This window comes from Bacillus sp. FSL W8-1143, from assembly GCF_037965155.1.
Classification (GTDB): Bacteria; Bacillota; Bacilli; order Bacillales; family Bacillaceae; genus Bacillus; species Bacillus pumilus.
Window position 1 is genome coordinate 1,194,976 of record NZ_CP150182.1, and the last position, 13,733, is coordinate 1,208,708.

The window sequence follows — 13,733 nt, forward strand, 5'->3', positions numbered from 1 at the left end:
TTTGAGGCGTCCGCTCATATATATAAGGAATGAATCATTCGGGAGGGATTAGTATGTCAAATAAAGGTGATGAGAACCAGAAGCCGCTTATGTATATTGTTCAGCCGAGCTATGATGAGTCAATGCCGGCCATGCAAAATATTGTGAGAAAGCGAAAGAAATCAGAAAAACCACAAGAAATTTCTAAGAGTAAAAAAGACAAGATCGAAGAAAGTACGCACGAGGAACCCGTGGCTCAAGAAATCGAGAAGAAAAAAGAAGCAAAGCCGCCTGAGCGTCAGCAAGAGCAAGACATGATGCAAGAAGCAGAGCTTACCCAAGAACAAGACATCACAAAAGAGCCAGAGCTTATACAAGAACGAAAACCTCAGCGAGAAGAGGAGAAGCCGCCAGAAGGCGTTTTTCATGAAACAAAAGAAGAACCTAGAAGAAAACGAGTGAAAAAGCCTTTAAGTCAGATGAGCATTGACGAAAAAGTCGATTTTCTCACAAGCCTGCCTCATAATATGCCAAGAGCCCTTTGCCTGATTGAAGCTGATGGTAAAACATATAGAGGGATTATCATGGATCGAAAAGAAGATACAGTGGTCATTCGAACAGCGGGCGGGGGAAATCCAGTTGAATTAGCAATAGATGAAATTTCCTCGATTCATCCACTTGGCTTTTAACGAATAAAAAAAGTCCCATAGAGGGACTTTTTTTGTTAGCAGTTACGGTTGATGAGTCGTGGATTTAAGCACTCGATTGCGCAGAAGCAGTCAAGATCTACTTCAATGCAATACTTCGATTTTTCTAATCGGAACACATCACATACAGAATCTTTGTCTGTAAAATCTAAAATATGACGGTCTTTGTCAAATGCGATAAGCAAGCTGAGTGTTGCGCAGTGGTCAGAGATGTGTTCGACTCTGAAAAATGTAGTGCTGAAGCAAGGACCTGCATCTACTTCTCCGACGTTTCCGAATGCGACGAATGGTTTTGATTTGGATGTAAAGAGAACAAACGGGACAGTGTCACCTAATGAATGGGATGAAGAAAGGAGATTGCTGTAACAGCTGGTCGGGCATTCTTCTTCGACGGCATTTTGTAAGTCGTTAATATTTTCAACAGCCTCTGCTACACAATTCCATGAATGTTTGCGGCTCATATTCAACCCTCCTATACTAGGAAATTTGTTTGAGTGTTTGAGCACTGTCATCATCTACAAGCTTTTTGTTTTGCCGGTTGATACTTCTACTTACAATCAATGCGGAAGCGGCAGCTCTTATGCTGACTGCTCCGCATGATTGACTGTCATTCGTAAGGAAGGGGATGCTTTGACTCATGACAAGTGAGATCAATGGCGGTTGATTTAGCCGTGGTGATGATGCTTTTTATCTTTCGATGGCATGACTCTGTCTACTAGTTCTGGGTTTAAACATTGGATTGCGCAGAAGCAGTTTAGATCAACCTCAATACAAAAGTCCGTTTTTTCTAGACCAAAGAAGTCAGGGTCACAAGGGTGACAAACGCTTAACGTATGTCCGTGTACATCAACAGGTCTTAATACAGATAACGTAGCACAGCAGTCGTGTAATTTTTCAACCCGGAAGAAAATGGATTCGAAGCATTGGCAATCGTCAACAAATCCTCCAATGTTTCCGAAAGTAGAAAACAATCCGCCCTTTTTATCGAAAAGTAAAAACGGAATCGTATCTTTTCCAGAAACGGTTGGGCTTAATAAATTACTGTAGCAGCTCGTAGGACATTTATCTTCTACAGCTTCCTGCTCTGCTAAAATCTTATCAACCGCATCGCATACACAGTTTTCATCATGTCGGCCATGGTGTTTTCCGCAGCTCATGGATTTCAGCTCCTTTAACAAGGTATTTGACTTTAGTCCTTAACAACATATGTATGCGCCCTCTAGTTGGTGTGGGTAAATGACTATTTATATTTGTTGTATTTTTATAAAAGGAAAAGCAGAGCTTTTCGCTCTGCTTTTGTACATTAGAGGATACCGATCGCAATGATTGTCGCAACAAGTGTTTGTGTAAGTGTTTGGATTGCGATTGAGATGTCCGCATCGATTGTCGATACTGTAACGTTTCTTGAATTTTCGATGACAAGTTTTTGGCGGTTTGTTTGTTTGTGAGTAGCAGCTTGTAAAAGATCCTGTGTGACGCGGTCTGCTAAATCACCATCTGCGATTGAGATATTTGTAATGGTGATGATCGCTGTTTGAACAGCTACTTGGATAGATGCTGCAACCTGTGCATCAACAGAAGAGACATTAATGTCACAAGAGTCTCTGACGATAATGACTTCCTCAGATGTCTGCTTTGTAAAACTCACTTGATCAAAGTCTTGCAAGACATCTTCATCATCATAATAGTGGCCGTCACAAACTGCTTTTCTTTCATAGTTGTAATCGCCGTGGTGTGTACAGTTACGATCTAGAGCGACCCAAGAGTATGGTTTAGAATCCATTTCTATTCCTCCTTCCGTTTACTTTATTAAATGCTGGAATGCGTGGTTTTGTCTCGGGCATTTACCCTAGCAGGCAACCCATTTTTATTTAATCGTTATTACGCTGCGCATCACGGCGCTGCTGAATACGATCTCGAAGTGAATTTCGTTTTGGACGTACTTTTGGTTCAGGCTGTACTTCTTCCGGATGTTTTGCTGTCTCTGCCTGCCTTTTTTTCTCCTGCTGCTGCTGTACGAAGTCATCTGCTTTCTTTTGTAAGTCCTCAACTAATTTCAAAATCATTCTTCTTTGATCATCTGTAATATTTGCTTTCTGATCATCTGTGATATTGTTTTTGTTTAAAATATCACTTACAAGAAGGCTCGTTAATGGATCAACATCAGTGTTGATTTGAAACTCCTTTTTTTCGTTCTCTTCAGCCACGATTATTTCACCTCTTTCATACATAATGTTAGAAAAAGAAAGGGTCAAAGAATGCCGGCTTCAACTAAGAGTACATTCAATGTTTGAGTGAGAATTTGGACAGAGTTCATAATAGATGCATCTGATAATGTAATCGTGACGTTATAGCAATTGATGATTTGGATCACAGTTTTCTTTTGGACTGTTACTTGTTGTGTGGCTAAAAGCTGATCTGTGATGTCTGTAGCCAATTCATCGTCTGGTACAAGAAGTTGGATTAAAAGAGTAATGATTGTCGTTACGGTCGCTTGAAGGGAGAGTGCGGCTGTTACATCTGTTTTATGAATTGTGACATTTTCGGAATCTTTGATCTCAATGAAATCATCATAATTGCTGATTAATTCGTTTAACAGTTGTGTGTATAATAAATCAGCACTTTCTTCAATAGACAATACTTTCACTCCTTTCTTATCTATACATTATTTAATGCAGCAGAGGCTCAAGGTGGAATCGGAAAGTGTGAAAAAGTACAACCCAATTTTATTTCCGCTCGATTCATCATGGCGGTCTTTCTTTTTGCATATATAAAGAAAGGACGCAAAAAAGAAGAAAGAAGGAGGTGGAGGCTCCTGAGCGGTGCTTTGTCATTTGTCGTGTTTGCCCTCGCATCCTTTAGACTGACGAGGCTCATTGTATTTGATACCATTACTGCTCCTTTCCGCCGTTTATTTCATGAAGAACAGGAAGAGGTCAATGAACAAGGTGAAGTGGAGACATATATCATCATTAAAGGTAAAGGACTGCGGTCTTGGGTAGGAGAGCTGTTAAGTTGTTATTGGTGTACGGGCATGTGGTGCACTGCTGCTTTACTTCTGATATACATATTATTTCCTGTCATTAGCATGTGGCTTAATTTACTATTAGCGATTGCCGCAGCAGCAGGCATTATTGAAGCGATCGTCTCAAAGCTGGTGAAATAAACAGGCATTCTGATCAGACACGCTTTTAAAAAATGCATATACTATCATGGAATAGGAAAGGAAGGGTTGCGATGAAACCAACTGAAACGCCGTCACATACGCTTCAAGGTTATCCAGCGCAGTCAAATCAACAATCTGTTTATACGAAGAAAATTAAAAAAGCAGGCTGCGGCTGTGGAAACAAAAAGAAACCTCAATAGAAGAGAAAACAAAAGCCGGATTTATCCGGTTTTTTTGTTGCCCTTTTTTTGAGTGATGCATATGTAAGAGAGAAGGGGTGACCAGAATGGATGCATTCGAACAATTAATCGGTTCCTTGTTCACTAAACCCCATGATGGGAAAGAGCAAGCGCATGAAAAGGTTGAAATGGATCTAACGGATAAAGCGAAGGATCTTGAGGAGCATTTAAAAGCATTTGGCGTGAAGATGGATGCTTTTGCGAAAGAAACAGAAGCATTCATTGTGCGTCATGGAGAGGCAGATTACGTCTTTAAACAGCAGAAATAAAAATTCCGCACTTTTTTATGTGATCGTCCAAACCATTTGTAGTATTTTTCATATTTTGTAAGGGAGAAGAGGAGGTGCTTATATATGAGTTGTTACGGTTACGGTGGCGGTTCTTGCGGCGGCTACGGCGGAGGTTATGGCGGCGGATATGGATCAACATTTGTTCTTGTCGTCGTGCTTTTCATCCTTCTAATCATCGTTGGTGCTTCTTTCTTTAACTAAACAGTAAGAAGGTGAGGGAAGCAATTGGGGAGCCTTTTGCTTTCCTTTCTCTTTGGGCAAACAAGGCTTTAGGATAGGCACATATCTCGCCTATTTTCATATAGTAAGGTGATTACTCCACAAAGAGGAGGCAAATGAATGGATAATAAATTCTTTAAAAGCGTTGAAAATAAAACAGGTGTGAATATGAACGATGTCTTCAAGCTTGCAGGTTCTTTGCAAAATGCCAACTTTAAAGATGAAGCAACGGTTCGAGGCGTCATTAAAAAAGTAGCGCAGCTTGCGAATAAACGTGTACCGAAAGAAATGGAAGACAAAATCGTTCAATCGATTACAAGTGGAAAAGAAAAGCTTGATTTCAATACCATCGCTAAAATGATGAACAACAAAAAATAAACAACAGGCTCTCCGCTTAAAGGGGGGCCTGTTGTTTTTCTGTGAATAATTCTCGGCTTTTCTTTAGAAGGGGATATAAAAAGCGCGAGCGATGAGCGGTTTTCCCTCGTCTAAATGATGGAACCGATAGATAAAGAGATTGTTCAGCTCTTGTCATGGCCACATATAATAAACGGCGCTCTTCTTCCAAGGCTTCTTCATCACCGTTTCTGAGTTCATCAAGTGAGAAATCATGAGGCAGTGCTCCGTCGACCACGCAAGTGATGTACACCGTTTGGAATTCCAGACCCTTTGCCCGGTGAATCGTCATGAGCTGAACACCTGGTTCGTCTGTTTTTTCCTTTTCGGCAGATTTCATGTGTTCGGCATGTGCGAGAAAGGCTTCAATCGTTTCAAAGCGTTTGGCGGCGGTTTTTACATCTCGTACGTCATCCGCCCCTTTTTCAAGCACATTCGTATCATTCACTCGTTTTTTTAAGTAATCACCAAGTCCCATCTTTTGTTCAATAAACGCCACAGCATCAGACGGCTTTAAATTTCGTAACGTGCGGAACAGAGGAACAATAGATTGCAGCTTTTTCTGTTGAAACGGCTGAATATCAGTTAGTTTTCCGAGTGCGTCGACCATTGAACAATCTTCCGTGATGGTCAGTGCCTTCATTGTGTTTAAGGTCTGTTGCTTTAAAAAGAAAACCGGAAGCAGCTGTTTCATAGCAGCTACATCATCGGCATCCTGACTTAAAGAGAGAAAGGCGAGAAGAACCCGAACAATTCGTCTGCTGTAGAAGGCTTTGACACCAGCCTCCGTCTCATACGGAATCGCGGATTGATGCAGACGCTCATAAATCGCGCGGCCTCCCGTATTGGTGCGAAAGAGCACGCAGATATCATTCGGCTTTGCGCCGTTTTTAATTTTCTCCTGAATATCTGCCACGATCATGGTCGCTTCCTCTTCCTCGTCATATGGATAAAAGAGCATAGGAGGGATTGTCTCCGATCGGACGGCTTTTAACGTTTTCTCATAACGATGCTGATTTTTCTTAATAATGGCATCCGCACTTGCGACAATTGTATGATGCGACCGATAATTGGCATGTAAATGGACAATCTGAGCCGAAGGATAATCTCGTTTGAATTCAAGAATGAAAGCAGGATTACTGCCCCTAAAGGCATAAATGGCTTGATCATCATCACCGACACAAAATAGCTGCTCAGATTCTCCAGCTAACAGCTGAATCAATTGATATTGAACTGGATTTATATCCTGAAATTCATCCACCAATATATATTTGAACCGTTCTTGATACCGTTTCAGCAGTTCAGGCTGTTCAGTCAGCATGTGCAAGCAGGCAATGGCCATGTCATCAAAGTCAAATTGCTGATTGTCTTGTTTTTGCTGTTCATAAGATTGATAGATTGTCCACATGTGTTTTTCTTTTTCATCCTTCAAATCAGGAAGCTCACCTGGTAAAAAAGCATTTTTCCAATAGCCGATCGATTGCAGGACTTGATCGGTAGGGTAGTCTTTTTCATCTAGTCCTTCATTCATGATGGCTTTCCGAATGTACTGTTCCTTCTGCCAATCAAACTTGATCAGGTGCTGGCCATTCCATTTGTTTGCGTCATCGTGAAGCAGCATTTTATAAAAAAGACTATGGAAGGTGCCTGTCACCACTTGGCTTGCTTGTGATGGGTAAAGCTGATATTGCTTGCGCAGTCTTTCTTTCATTTCACTGCTGGCTTTTGTGGTGAAAGTCACGAGTAAGATATGGTGAGCAGGAATATGATGATGTGACATGAGATAAGCCGCTCTTGCTGTCAGGACTCTTGTTTTCCCGCTGCCAGCGCCAGCCAGCACCAGCATTGGACCGTCTTTATGTGTGACAGCTTGAAGCTGCGGTGTGCTAAAGGTGATATGCGGAAAGAGATCGATGGTATGTGCTTGTTCATTCTCTTCTAAATGTAACGCATCACTAAATTGAATCGACCTTGGTTCCTGCCAGTCATATGATTCATTCGTTTGCGAGATGATTTGTTTACCTGTTGGAAAACGGAAGCCCCCAAGTTCTTTATAAGAAGCACTTTCCTCTCGATCTGCGTGTTTTTTCTGATCTTCTTGTTCTTCTGCTTGTTCACACAGCACTTGCTGAGACATATGTTTATGAATAAAGGCAGGTTCTTCATGTATATTTAATCTGAAAAAGACTGGTTGTCCGCAATATGGGCAGAATAAGTGCCCTTTTTTTCCCTCGTCATGGAGGAATTGATAATGTTCTCTCGAATACGTATGTAATGAGATCGTTCGATCATGTCGTCGTGCGCATTTCAAAGCTAGTCCTCCAATAGTTAATCAATCTTAAAAAGAAACACATCTAATCATATCAAATGAGACGTGTTTCAAACAGTATTAATTAGGGAATAGTAGAGTAGAAGAGAAGCAAAGGAGGCGTTCTTGATGGGATATATAGCCCCGATTCAGCCGGATCTGTATTTTCAATATATCAATCGTCCTGCTCCTCAGGATAAAGAAGACTACGCGAAAGTAACTAAGGTTACTCGCACCTTTCATGACAAGATATACAGAGAGCTGGAGAAAAAAGAGGACTTAGTGACAGAAGCGGAAACGAAAGTACAACAAAAAAAGCGGGAACGCTTTGTACGAGATATGTTTATGGAGGAAGGCAAAGGCGTTCATATTAATACGTATATATAAATGATTGCGCTTTCTTCCATTGACGAACGATGATAAAGAAAGAAAAGCCAGGGCATCTTGAATGCTCTGGCTTTTCTTTTGGTCAAACAGACAGTGTTTTTGTCATTTTGACATGTGTGATCCCCGCTTCTTCAAACGGTTCAGATACGGCTTTGTAGCCTTTTTTTTCGTAGAAAGGAAGAGCTTGGACTTGTGCGTGCATAACCGCTTCCTTCGCTCCATTCGCAATGGCTTCTGTTTCCAGCGCTTCTAATAGTTTGTGGCCAAGGCCGAAAGCGCGCGCCTCTTTTAACACACAAATTCGTTCTAGCTTTGCCTTTGGCCCTTCAATGATCCGTAATCTAGCGGCTGCTTGAGGCTTCATTTCATCGTTATAAATGACAAAATGAATGGCCTCGTCTTCTAGTTCATCTATTTCAATCTCTATTGGGACTTCTTGTTCTTTGACGAATACTTCTTTTCGAACGTAATATGCATCTTCTCGTTGTGTTTGTGCTGTTGCGATGACTGTTTTCAAGTGTACTTAACCCTCTTCTCCTAAAATAAATGTTTCATAGACGGTCCAAGATCCGTTCTCTAATTGATATAAAAGGTGGAAGCGATCCACTGTTTCTTCATGGTCAATCTTTCTCAGCTTTAATGTGCCAAGTACGTCTGAATGCTCATCATCTGATAGTTTTTGAGCCACTGTCACATGCGGAACAAAGGCATATTCAGGTGTGCCAGCAAGTGGATCTGCGTACAATCTTTCATTGAGCGCCATGATTTCCTCGTTCGGTTCTACTTTCATATAAATGACGTTGTTTACAGGAGCGAATGAACTGAATTTTTTAATACGTAACGTAATAGGAGAAACATTTTTTGCATACTCTCTTAACGTTGAGACGACCTCAGCCGCTTCTAGATCCGTTAATTCAAAAGGTGTTCTAAGTGTTAAATGAGGCGGTATGAGTGCATAGTTCGGATCATAACGCTTCCGGTAAGAGTTCGCAATATCTTGCAATTTTTTTGATGGAAATATAACAACTCCGTATTTCATCTTGTTCCCTCCTGATTAAGAAAGTATTTATTATTGTTTATTATAACAAAATTCAGTTGATTAACGAATATGGGAGCATTCTTTTTAACGAAGGCGCAATGAGCGGCTGCCAAAACGTCCATTTATGATCCCCTTCGAATGTCTCAAATAAATAATCCGCACCTGACTGTTCAAGAAGTGCCTTTAAATCGTCGTTTGGCTGAATAAAATCAAGCACTTGGCCATCTGTTGTTTTCACAGCCGTTTCTTCCAGTCCAATTTGATGGATAATCGCATAATGAGAAAGGGCTGTCGACTGTTTAACAGCTTCTAAGACTGACTCATCGACGTAAGGGGACTGCAAAATGAGTCCGCCAAATAAAGAAGGATAATCAATCGCTGTCATAAGAGAAATCGTAGCACCCAGTGAATCACCAATAAACGTGCGACCTGAGCCAATTTGATAGGTTGGATAATGCGTATCAATATAAGGGACAAGTTCATTTGCTAAAAAGCGTTTATACGCTTCAAATTTTGTGCCGTCTGGATGATACATATTCCGTCTTTCCGTGACATTTTCATAAGGAACACCAATGATAATGGAGCGTTCCATTTCTTTGTTTTGCATCAATTCTTCTGCCTGTCTGCCTATTTTGCCTAAGCGGAAATAATCATGACCATCTTGGGCAATGATGACATGATATGTATAAAGGGGGGAATAATTGACTGGCAAATAGATCAAAAGGGTCATATCCGCCCCAAGTTCTTTTGAATGTAAGGTTTGTTCTTGAATAATGCCTGTTTTCTTCACCATAATCCATTCCTCCAGCTAACCGATTTCATCACAAAGTGAAACGTTTCCATTCATTGTAACATGAAAAATAGCGTTGTTCCTATATGCTAACATGCAATCAATTCAGTTAACACCGAATCTGTTATAAAATACAGAAAATTTCAATTAATTGTTCAGATTCCTCTTGAAAAATGAGATTTAATGCGTTACAGTATTAAGAATTAGAACAGACAGACAACACATTCTTATCGTGAGAGGTGGAGGGACTGGCCCTTTGAAACCTCAGCAACCGGTATGCATCACTTCATGTGATGTACCAAGGTGCTAAATCCAGCAAGCAGCTTTTTTGCTTGGAAGATAAGAGGAAGCGATTAAAACCCCTTCTTCTTATGAAGAAGGGGTTTTCTGTTTTGAAATCAGATTTTTACTTAGGATGGTGTCAAATGACAGAACATGTGGAAACGACATTAGCGCAAATTGGAAACCGCAGCGAAGAGGCGACTGGTACGGTCAGTCCCCCCGTTTATCTTTCAACAGCCTACAGACATAGAGGCATAGGGGAATCAACCGGATTTGATTACATTCGAACGAAAAACCCAACAAGGCAGCTTGTAGAGGATGCGATTGCTTCACTCGAAGAAGGGACGGCTGGATTTGCCTTCAGTTCGGGAATGGCTGCGATCCAAACGATCATGGCGCTATTTGAAAGCGGTGATGAACTCATCGTCTCATCAGACCTATATGGCGGTACATATCGTTTGTTTGAAAACGAATGGAAAAAGTACGGCTTGCGTTTTCTTTACGATGATTTTTCAGATGAAGACTGTTTACGCTCTAAAATCACGTCAAACACAAAAGCAGTCTTTATTGAAACGCCGACAAATCCACTTATGCAGGAAGCGGATATTCAAAAAATAGCGAAGATTGCAAAAGAACATGGCGCTTTGGTCATTGTCGATAACACCTTTTACACACCCGTTTTGCAAAAGCCGATTACGCTTGGAGCGGACATTGTCATCCATAGTGCTACCAAATATTTAGGCGGGCACAATGACGTTCTTGCCGGGCTTGTGGTGACAAAAGGAGAAAAGCTCTCTGAAGACATGTTCCAGCATCAAAACGCAATTGGCGCCGTTTTATCTCCGTTTGACTCATGGCTGTTAATGAGAGGGATGAAAACACTGGCTCTTAGAATGCGCCAGCACGAGGCAAATGCGAAGGAGCTAGCTGAGTTTTTAAAGAAACAGCCAGAAATTCAAGATGTCCTTTACCCAGGCAAGGGAGGAATGCTGTCATTCCGTGTAGCCGAAGAGGACTGGGTCAATCCATTTTTAAAGCAGCTGAAAACGATTTGTTTTGCTGAAAGTCTTGGCGGAGTCGAAAGCTTCATTACGTATCCTGCGACGCAAACGCACATGGATATTCCTGCGGAAATTCGCATTGCAAACGGTGTGTGTAACAAACTGCTCCGTTTCTCCGTTGGTATTGAGCACGTAGATGACCTGAAGGCAGACCTAAAACAGGCACTATCACAAGTAAAAGAGGAGGTACATGCCAAATGACCACACATGATTGGACATTCGAAACCCAACTCGTTCATAATGCATTCAAAACAGACCGTTCAACAGGTGCAGTCAGTGTGCCGATTCAGCATGCGTCCACCTTTCATCAAAGCAGCTTTGATGATTTTGGTCAATATGACTACTCAAGATCGGGAACTCCTACACGTCAAGCATTAGAGGATACGATTGCGGCGCTAGAAGGAGGAACAAGAGGGCTTGCTTTTGCATCAGGCATGGCAGCCATCTCAACTGCTTTTCTTCTATTATCAAAAGGAGATCACGTCCTTGTCACAAGAGATGTGTATGGCGGTACTTTCAGAATGATTACTCAAGTTCTTTCGCGATTTGGCATTGAGCATACCTTTGTGGACATGACGGATTTGAATGAAGTCAAAAGAGGCATTCAATCGAATACAAAAGTCATTTACATGGAAACGCCGTCAAACCCGACTCTAGGGATTACGGATATTGGGGGCGTCGTCCAGCTTGCGAAAGAACATGACTGTCTGACATTTTTAGATAATACATTTTTAACACCCGCTCTTCAGCGTCCGCTCGATCTTGGTGTTGACGTTGTCCTGCACAGCGCAACGAAATTTTTGAGCGGTCACAGTGATGTACTGTCAGGCTTAGCTGTAGTGAAAGACGAGAAACTGGGAGAAGAACTCTATTCTCTGCAAAACTCCTTCGGTGCGGTCCTTGGCGTGCAGGATTGCTGGCTCGTATTAAGAGGGTTAAAAACCCTTCAAGTCAGATTAGAAAAAGCAAGCCAAACGGCATTTGAACTCGCTTCATTCCTCAAAGAGCATCCTGCGGTGAAAAAAGTATACTATCCAGGCTTAGATGACCATCCTGGGGCAGACATTCAGCGAAAGCAAGCAAGCGGAGCTGGAGCAGTTCTCTCATTTGAATTAGAAAACCAAGCAGCGGTCAAAGAATTAGTGGATGCTGTCACATTACCTGTATTCGCCGTCAGCCTTGGCGCCGTCGAATCCATTCTGTCATACCCAGCCAAAATGTCACATGCTGCTATGCCAAAAGAAGAAAGAGAAAAAAGAGGGATAACGGACGGCCTGCTTCGATTAAGTGTAGGAGTAGAAAACGGAGAAGACCTCAAACGCGACTTCAAACAAGCACTCGATCAACTCAAGCCTGTTCTTGTAAACCAATCATAAAGAAGAGAAAAAAGCCGGCGGCTGTGCCGGCTTTTTGACCTTTTTTGAACAAAACCATTGACGACGGATCATGATGATTATATAATAGAGACTGTCAGTAACAGAAAGCCCAGAACTGATACATAACCCGATTCCGTAGCTCAGCTGGGAGAGCGCTACCTTGACAGGGTAGAGGTCGCTGGTTCGAGCCCAGTCGGAATCATATGAAAAGACGTTGATACAGAGCCATTCTTGACATAATCGAGAGTGGCTTTTGTATTTCTAATATTTTGGGTTGTCCCCTTCTTTTATCAATGCACAATATTGACACATCCGAAGTGGAAAATGTAAAATTTAAGCAACTCCAATTAACTCCTTTTGTGCTGTTGGTTGGCGTTGGCAAGTAATTGTCGGATATGGAGATAGAGGCTTAGTGTGACTAGGGTTTCTAATAAACGTTGCGCTAACAACGTTTTAGAAATTTCGCCTGTGCTACTGTGCCTCAACAACCAGTTCGTTAATATCATTTCTTTGCGAAGGCCGTTCTGAAGGCTTAAAAATATTAAAAAATTATTAGGTATAGATTTAACAGCTAAATTGTTAGAGAGAAGCTGTATGGTTTATCATACAAAAGAATTATATGTAGAAATAGGTGAGTTATCTACAGATGAGATTAGGATCTTAGCGAGATGATTTGGCTCAAATTTGCATGGCAATCTAAGGAGATTTCTAACATAAGAGAATATTGAGAGAACATATCCTCATAAATAAAGGAGGAGCTATAGGTATTGGCAAAAAAACCTTATAACATTCATAAGATAAATGTAATTATTAATAATGAGAAGCTTGTGGATATAATGGAAGAGAAATCAATGGATTACACCATTTTGCATGACAGAATGATAGGAAAATATGGTCTCGATCTCTCTTATAAGGGCTTTATGAACCTTGTGCACAATCGCACTGCATGGAAATTGGTCTACGCATGGGCGATTAGTGACATCATTGGTTGTGATATGAAAGAAATATTTGAAAAGGTAGAGGTGGATAGAGAAAAAGAAATTGAGAAGAGAAAAAGGATGAATAGAACATATGTAGATAACGAGAGGTAAGCTTTTTGACCTCTTTTTTTCTTACATTTTACATAAAATGCGGGAAAAAAGTTATAGACATAATCTGAAATGATTTCAGACAATAGATTGGTTAATTCCAACATATTACTAGAGAATCACGAAGAGGGTTTCGAACTTACAAACATTTACAGTGGCCCATTAAACTCAATCGGAGAAGATCGCGTCGCATTAAGTACTAATAGATTAAGAGCGTATTCGCCAACAGTACTCAGAAGAATTAAGAACAATTTGAACAACTACCTAAGAAACATAATAGGGGCCAAAGGAGGCGATATTCTTTGGACCACCTTAAAAGAAAAACAAATGGCACTAAGAGGTGCGATGAAGTAAATGGATTATTTGTTATGGAAATTGAACGGTATAATAATTATGAAAAAACATG

The 13,733-nt window shown here is 41.1% G+C and carries 19 protein-coding genes, 1 tRNA gene and 1 riboswitch; of the genes, 11 read left to right on the forward strand and 9 right to left on the reverse strand.

All coding sequences use genetic code 11. The features are described from left to right. Window positions 1-53: 53 nt before the first annotated feature. Window positions 54-668, forward strand: a complete 615-nt coding sequence (locus tag NSQ36_RS05805) for a spore coat CotO family protein (protein WP_050945254.1) — start codon at window positions 54-56, stop codon at window positions 666-668. Window positions 669-703: 35 nt separating this feature from the next. Here the strand turns inward: NSQ36_RS05805 and NSQ36_RS05810 are convergent, their stop codons facing one another. The 5 genes from NSQ36_RS05810 to NSQ36_RS05830 form a co-directional block, all read right to left on the reverse strand. Next, a complete protein-coding gene (locus NSQ36_RS05810; protein WP_044140422.1) occupies window positions 704-1,147 on the reverse strand; it encodes a CotY/CotZ family spore coat protein in 444 nt (147 codons plus the stop codon). 204 nt (window positions 1,148-1,351) lie between these two features. After that, window positions 1,352-1,843, reverse strand: a complete 492-nt coding sequence (locus NSQ36_RS05815) for a CotY/CotZ family spore coat protein (RefSeq protein WP_003211658.1) — start codon at window positions 1,841-1,843, stop codon at window positions 1,352-1,354. A 146-nt stretch (window positions 1,844-1,989) separates the two neighbouring features. Further along, entirely contained in the window at window positions 1,990-2,469 is a 480-nt protein-coding gene (locus NSQ36_RS05820; protein WP_113768431.1) for a spore coat protein, read from the reverse strand. 88 nt (window positions 2,470-2,557) lie between these two features. Further along, window positions 2,558-2,893, reverse strand: coding sequence for a spore coat protein (locus NSQ36_RS05825; protein ID WP_251190974.1), 336 nt, complete (start codon window positions 2,891-2,893; stop codon window positions 2,558-2,560). A gap of 44 nt (window positions 2,894-2,937) precedes the next feature. Continuing rightward, on the reverse strand, window positions 2,938-3,324 hold the full coding sequence (locus tag NSQ36_RS05830) for a spore coat protein (protein WP_044140425.1): 387 nt from the start codon (window positions 3,322-3,324) through the stop codon (window positions 2,938-2,940). A 177-nt stretch (window positions 3,325-3,501) separates the two neighbouring features. On the opposite strand from NSQ36_RS05830, the gene NSQ36_RS05835 reads away from it, so the two are divergent. From NSQ36_RS05835 to NSQ36_RS05855, 5 genes are all read left to right on the forward strand, one after another. Then, window positions 3,502-3,852 carry a DUF1360 domain-containing protein gene (locus NSQ36_RS05835; protein ID WP_034620057.1) on the forward strand — a complete coding sequence of 117 codons (351 nt, stop codon included), beginning with the start codon at window positions 3,502-3,504 and terminating at the stop codon, window positions 3,850-3,852. A 71-nt stretch (window positions 3,853-3,923) separates the two neighbouring features. Beyond that, the gene (locus NSQ36_RS05840) at window positions 3,924-4,052 is read left to right on the forward strand and encodes a hypothetical protein (RefSeq protein WP_003211271.1); all 129 of its coding nucleotides are present in this window, start codon (window positions 3,924-3,926) and stop codon (window positions 4,050-4,052) included. Between the two features lie 86 nt (window positions 4,053-4,138). Beyond that, window positions 4,139-4,360 carry a hypothetical protein gene (locus NSQ36_RS05845; RefSeq protein WP_251190973.1) on the forward strand — a complete coding sequence of 74 codons (222 nt, stop codon included), beginning with the start codon at window positions 4,139-4,141 and terminating at the stop codon, window positions 4,358-4,360. 84 nt (window positions 4,361-4,444) lie between these two features. Continuing rightward, window positions 4,445-4,582: a YjcZ family sporulation protein gene (locus NSQ36_RS05850; RefSeq protein WP_003212017.1), complete on the forward strand. Its 138-nt coding sequence runs from the start codon at window positions 4,445-4,447 to the stop codon at window positions 4,580-4,582. 138 nt (window positions 4,583-4,720) lie between these two features. Further along, window positions 4,721-4,978, forward strand: a complete 258-nt coding sequence (locus NSQ36_RS05855) for a stage VI sporulation protein F (RefSeq protein WP_003212292.1) — start codon at window positions 4,721-4,723, stop codon at window positions 4,976-4,978. 16 nt (window positions 4,979-4,994) lie between these two features. Here the strand turns inward: NSQ36_RS05855 and NSQ36_RS05860 are convergent, their stop codons facing one another. Further along, window positions 4,995-7,307: an ATP-dependent helicase gene (locus tag NSQ36_RS05860; RefSeq protein WP_251190972.1), complete on the reverse strand. Its 2,313-nt coding sequence runs from the start codon at window positions 7,305-7,307 to the stop codon at window positions 4,995-4,997. Window positions 7,308-7,433: 126 nt separating this feature from the next. On the opposite strand from NSQ36_RS05860, the gene NSQ36_RS05865 reads away from it, so the two are divergent. Continuing rightward, window positions 7,434-7,691, forward strand: a complete 258-nt coding sequence (locus NSQ36_RS05865; RefSeq protein WP_003210759.1) for a hypothetical protein — start codon at window positions 7,434-7,436, stop codon at window positions 7,689-7,691. Window positions 7,692-7,773: 82 nt separating this feature from the next. On the opposite strand, the gene NSQ36_RS05870 is transcribed toward NSQ36_RS05865, so the two are convergent. The 3 genes from NSQ36_RS05870 to NSQ36_RS05880 are packed head-to-tail and all read right to left on the reverse strand — an operon-like array spanning window position 7,774 to window position 9,523. Then, complete coding sequence (locus NSQ36_RS05870) at window positions 7,774-8,208, reverse strand: GNAT family N-acetyltransferase (protein ID WP_044140428.1); 435 nt, start codon at window positions 8,206-8,208, stop codon at window positions 7,774-7,776. A gap of 6 nt (window positions 8,209-8,214) precedes the next feature. Continuing rightward, window positions 8,215-8,730 (reverse strand): YjcG family protein, encoded by a 516-nt coding sequence (locus NSQ36_RS05875; protein WP_106030372.1) that lies wholly within the window; start codon window positions 8,728-8,730, stop codon window positions 8,215-8,217. Between the two features lie 52 nt (window positions 8,731-8,782). Further along, window positions 8,783-9,523 carry an esterase family protein gene (locus NSQ36_RS05880; RefSeq protein ID WP_251190971.1) on the reverse strand — a complete coding sequence of 247 codons (741 nt, stop codon included), beginning with the start codon at window positions 9,521-9,523 and terminating at the stop codon, window positions 8,783-8,785. Window positions 9,524-9,744: 221 nt separating this feature from the next. Then, window positions 9,745-9,866: riboswitch (SAM riboswitch) on the forward strand. A gap of 79 nt (window positions 9,867-9,945) precedes the next feature. On the opposite strand from NSQ36_RS05880, the gene NSQ36_RS05885 reads away from it, so the two are divergent. From NSQ36_RS05885 to NSQ36_RS05900, 4 genes are all read left to right on the forward strand, one after another. Further along, window positions 9,946-11,064: a methionine biosynthesis PLP-dependent protein gene (locus tag NSQ36_RS05885; RefSeq protein ID WP_251190970.1), complete on the forward strand. Its 1,119-nt coding sequence runs from the start codon at window positions 9,946-9,948 to the stop codon at window positions 11,062-11,064. Further along, on the forward strand, window positions 11,061-12,239 hold the full coding sequence (gene metC / locus NSQ36_RS05890; RefSeq protein WP_251190969.1) for a cystathionine beta-lyase: 1,179 nt from the start codon (window positions 11,061-11,063) through the stop codon (window positions 12,237-12,239). The genes NSQ36_RS05885 and metC overlap by 4 nt, the downstream gene beginning before the upstream one ends. A gap of 129 nt (window positions 12,240-12,368) precedes the next feature. Then, window positions 12,369-12,441, forward strand: a tRNA-Val gene (locus NSQ36_RS05895). Window positions 12,442-13,006: 565 nt separating this feature from the next. Then, window positions 13,007-13,330 carry a hypothetical protein gene (locus tag NSQ36_RS05900; RefSeq protein WP_251190968.1) on the forward strand — a complete coding sequence of 108 codons (324 nt, stop codon included), beginning with the start codon at window positions 13,007-13,009 and terminating at the stop codon, window positions 13,328-13,330. Window positions 13,331-13,733 lie beyond the last annotated feature (403 nt).

Coding starts and splice junctions, on each gene's coding strand:
- NSQ36_RS05815 (WP_003211658.1), bottom strand. CDS start 1,843: ATGAGCTGCGGAAAACACCATGGCCGACATGATGAAAACTGTGTATGC.
- NSQ36_RS05875 (WP_106030372.1), bottom strand. CDS start 8,730: ATGAAATACGGAGTTGTTATATTTCCATCAAAAAAATTGCAAGATATT.
- NSQ36_RS05810 (WP_044140422.1), bottom strand. CDS start 1,147: ATGAGCCGCAAACATTCATGGAATTGTGTAGCAGAGGCTGTTGAAAAT.
- NSQ36_RS05850 (WP_003212017.1), top strand. CDS start 4,445: ATGAGTTGTTACGGTTACGGTGGCGGTTCTTGCGGCGGCTACGGCGGA.
- NSQ36_RS05855 (WP_003212292.1), top strand. CDS start 4,721: ATGGATAATAAATTCTTTAAAAGCGTTGAAAATAAAACAGGTGTGAAT.
- NSQ36_RS05820 (WP_113768431.1), bottom strand. CDS start 2,469: ATGGATTCTAAACCATACTCTTGGGTCGCTCTAGATCGTAACTGTACA.
- metC (WP_251190969.1), top strand. CDS start 11,061: ATGACCACACATGATTGGACATTCGAAACCCAACTCGTTCATAATGCA.
- NSQ36_RS05840 (WP_003211271.1), top strand. CDS start 3,924: ATGAAACCAACTGAAACGCCGTCACATACGCTTCAAGGTTATCCAGCG.
- NSQ36_RS05845 (WP_251190973.1), top strand. CDS start 4,139: ATGGATGCATTCGAACAATTAATCGGTTCCTTGTTCACTAAACCCCAT.
- NSQ36_RS05885 (WP_251190970.1), top strand. CDS start 9,946: ATGACAGAACATGTGGAAACGACATTAGCGCAAATTGGAAACCGCAGC.
- NSQ36_RS05865 (WP_003210759.1), top strand. CDS start 7,434: ATGGGATATATAGCCCCGATTCAGCCGGATCTGTATTTTCAATATATC.
- NSQ36_RS05880 (WP_251190971.1), bottom strand. CDS start 9,523: ATGGTGAAGAAAACAGGCATTATTCAAGAACAAACCTTACATTCAAAA.
- NSQ36_RS05805 (WP_050945254.1), top strand. CDS start 54: ATGTCAAATAAAGGTGATGAGAACCAGAAGCCGCTTATGTATATTGTT.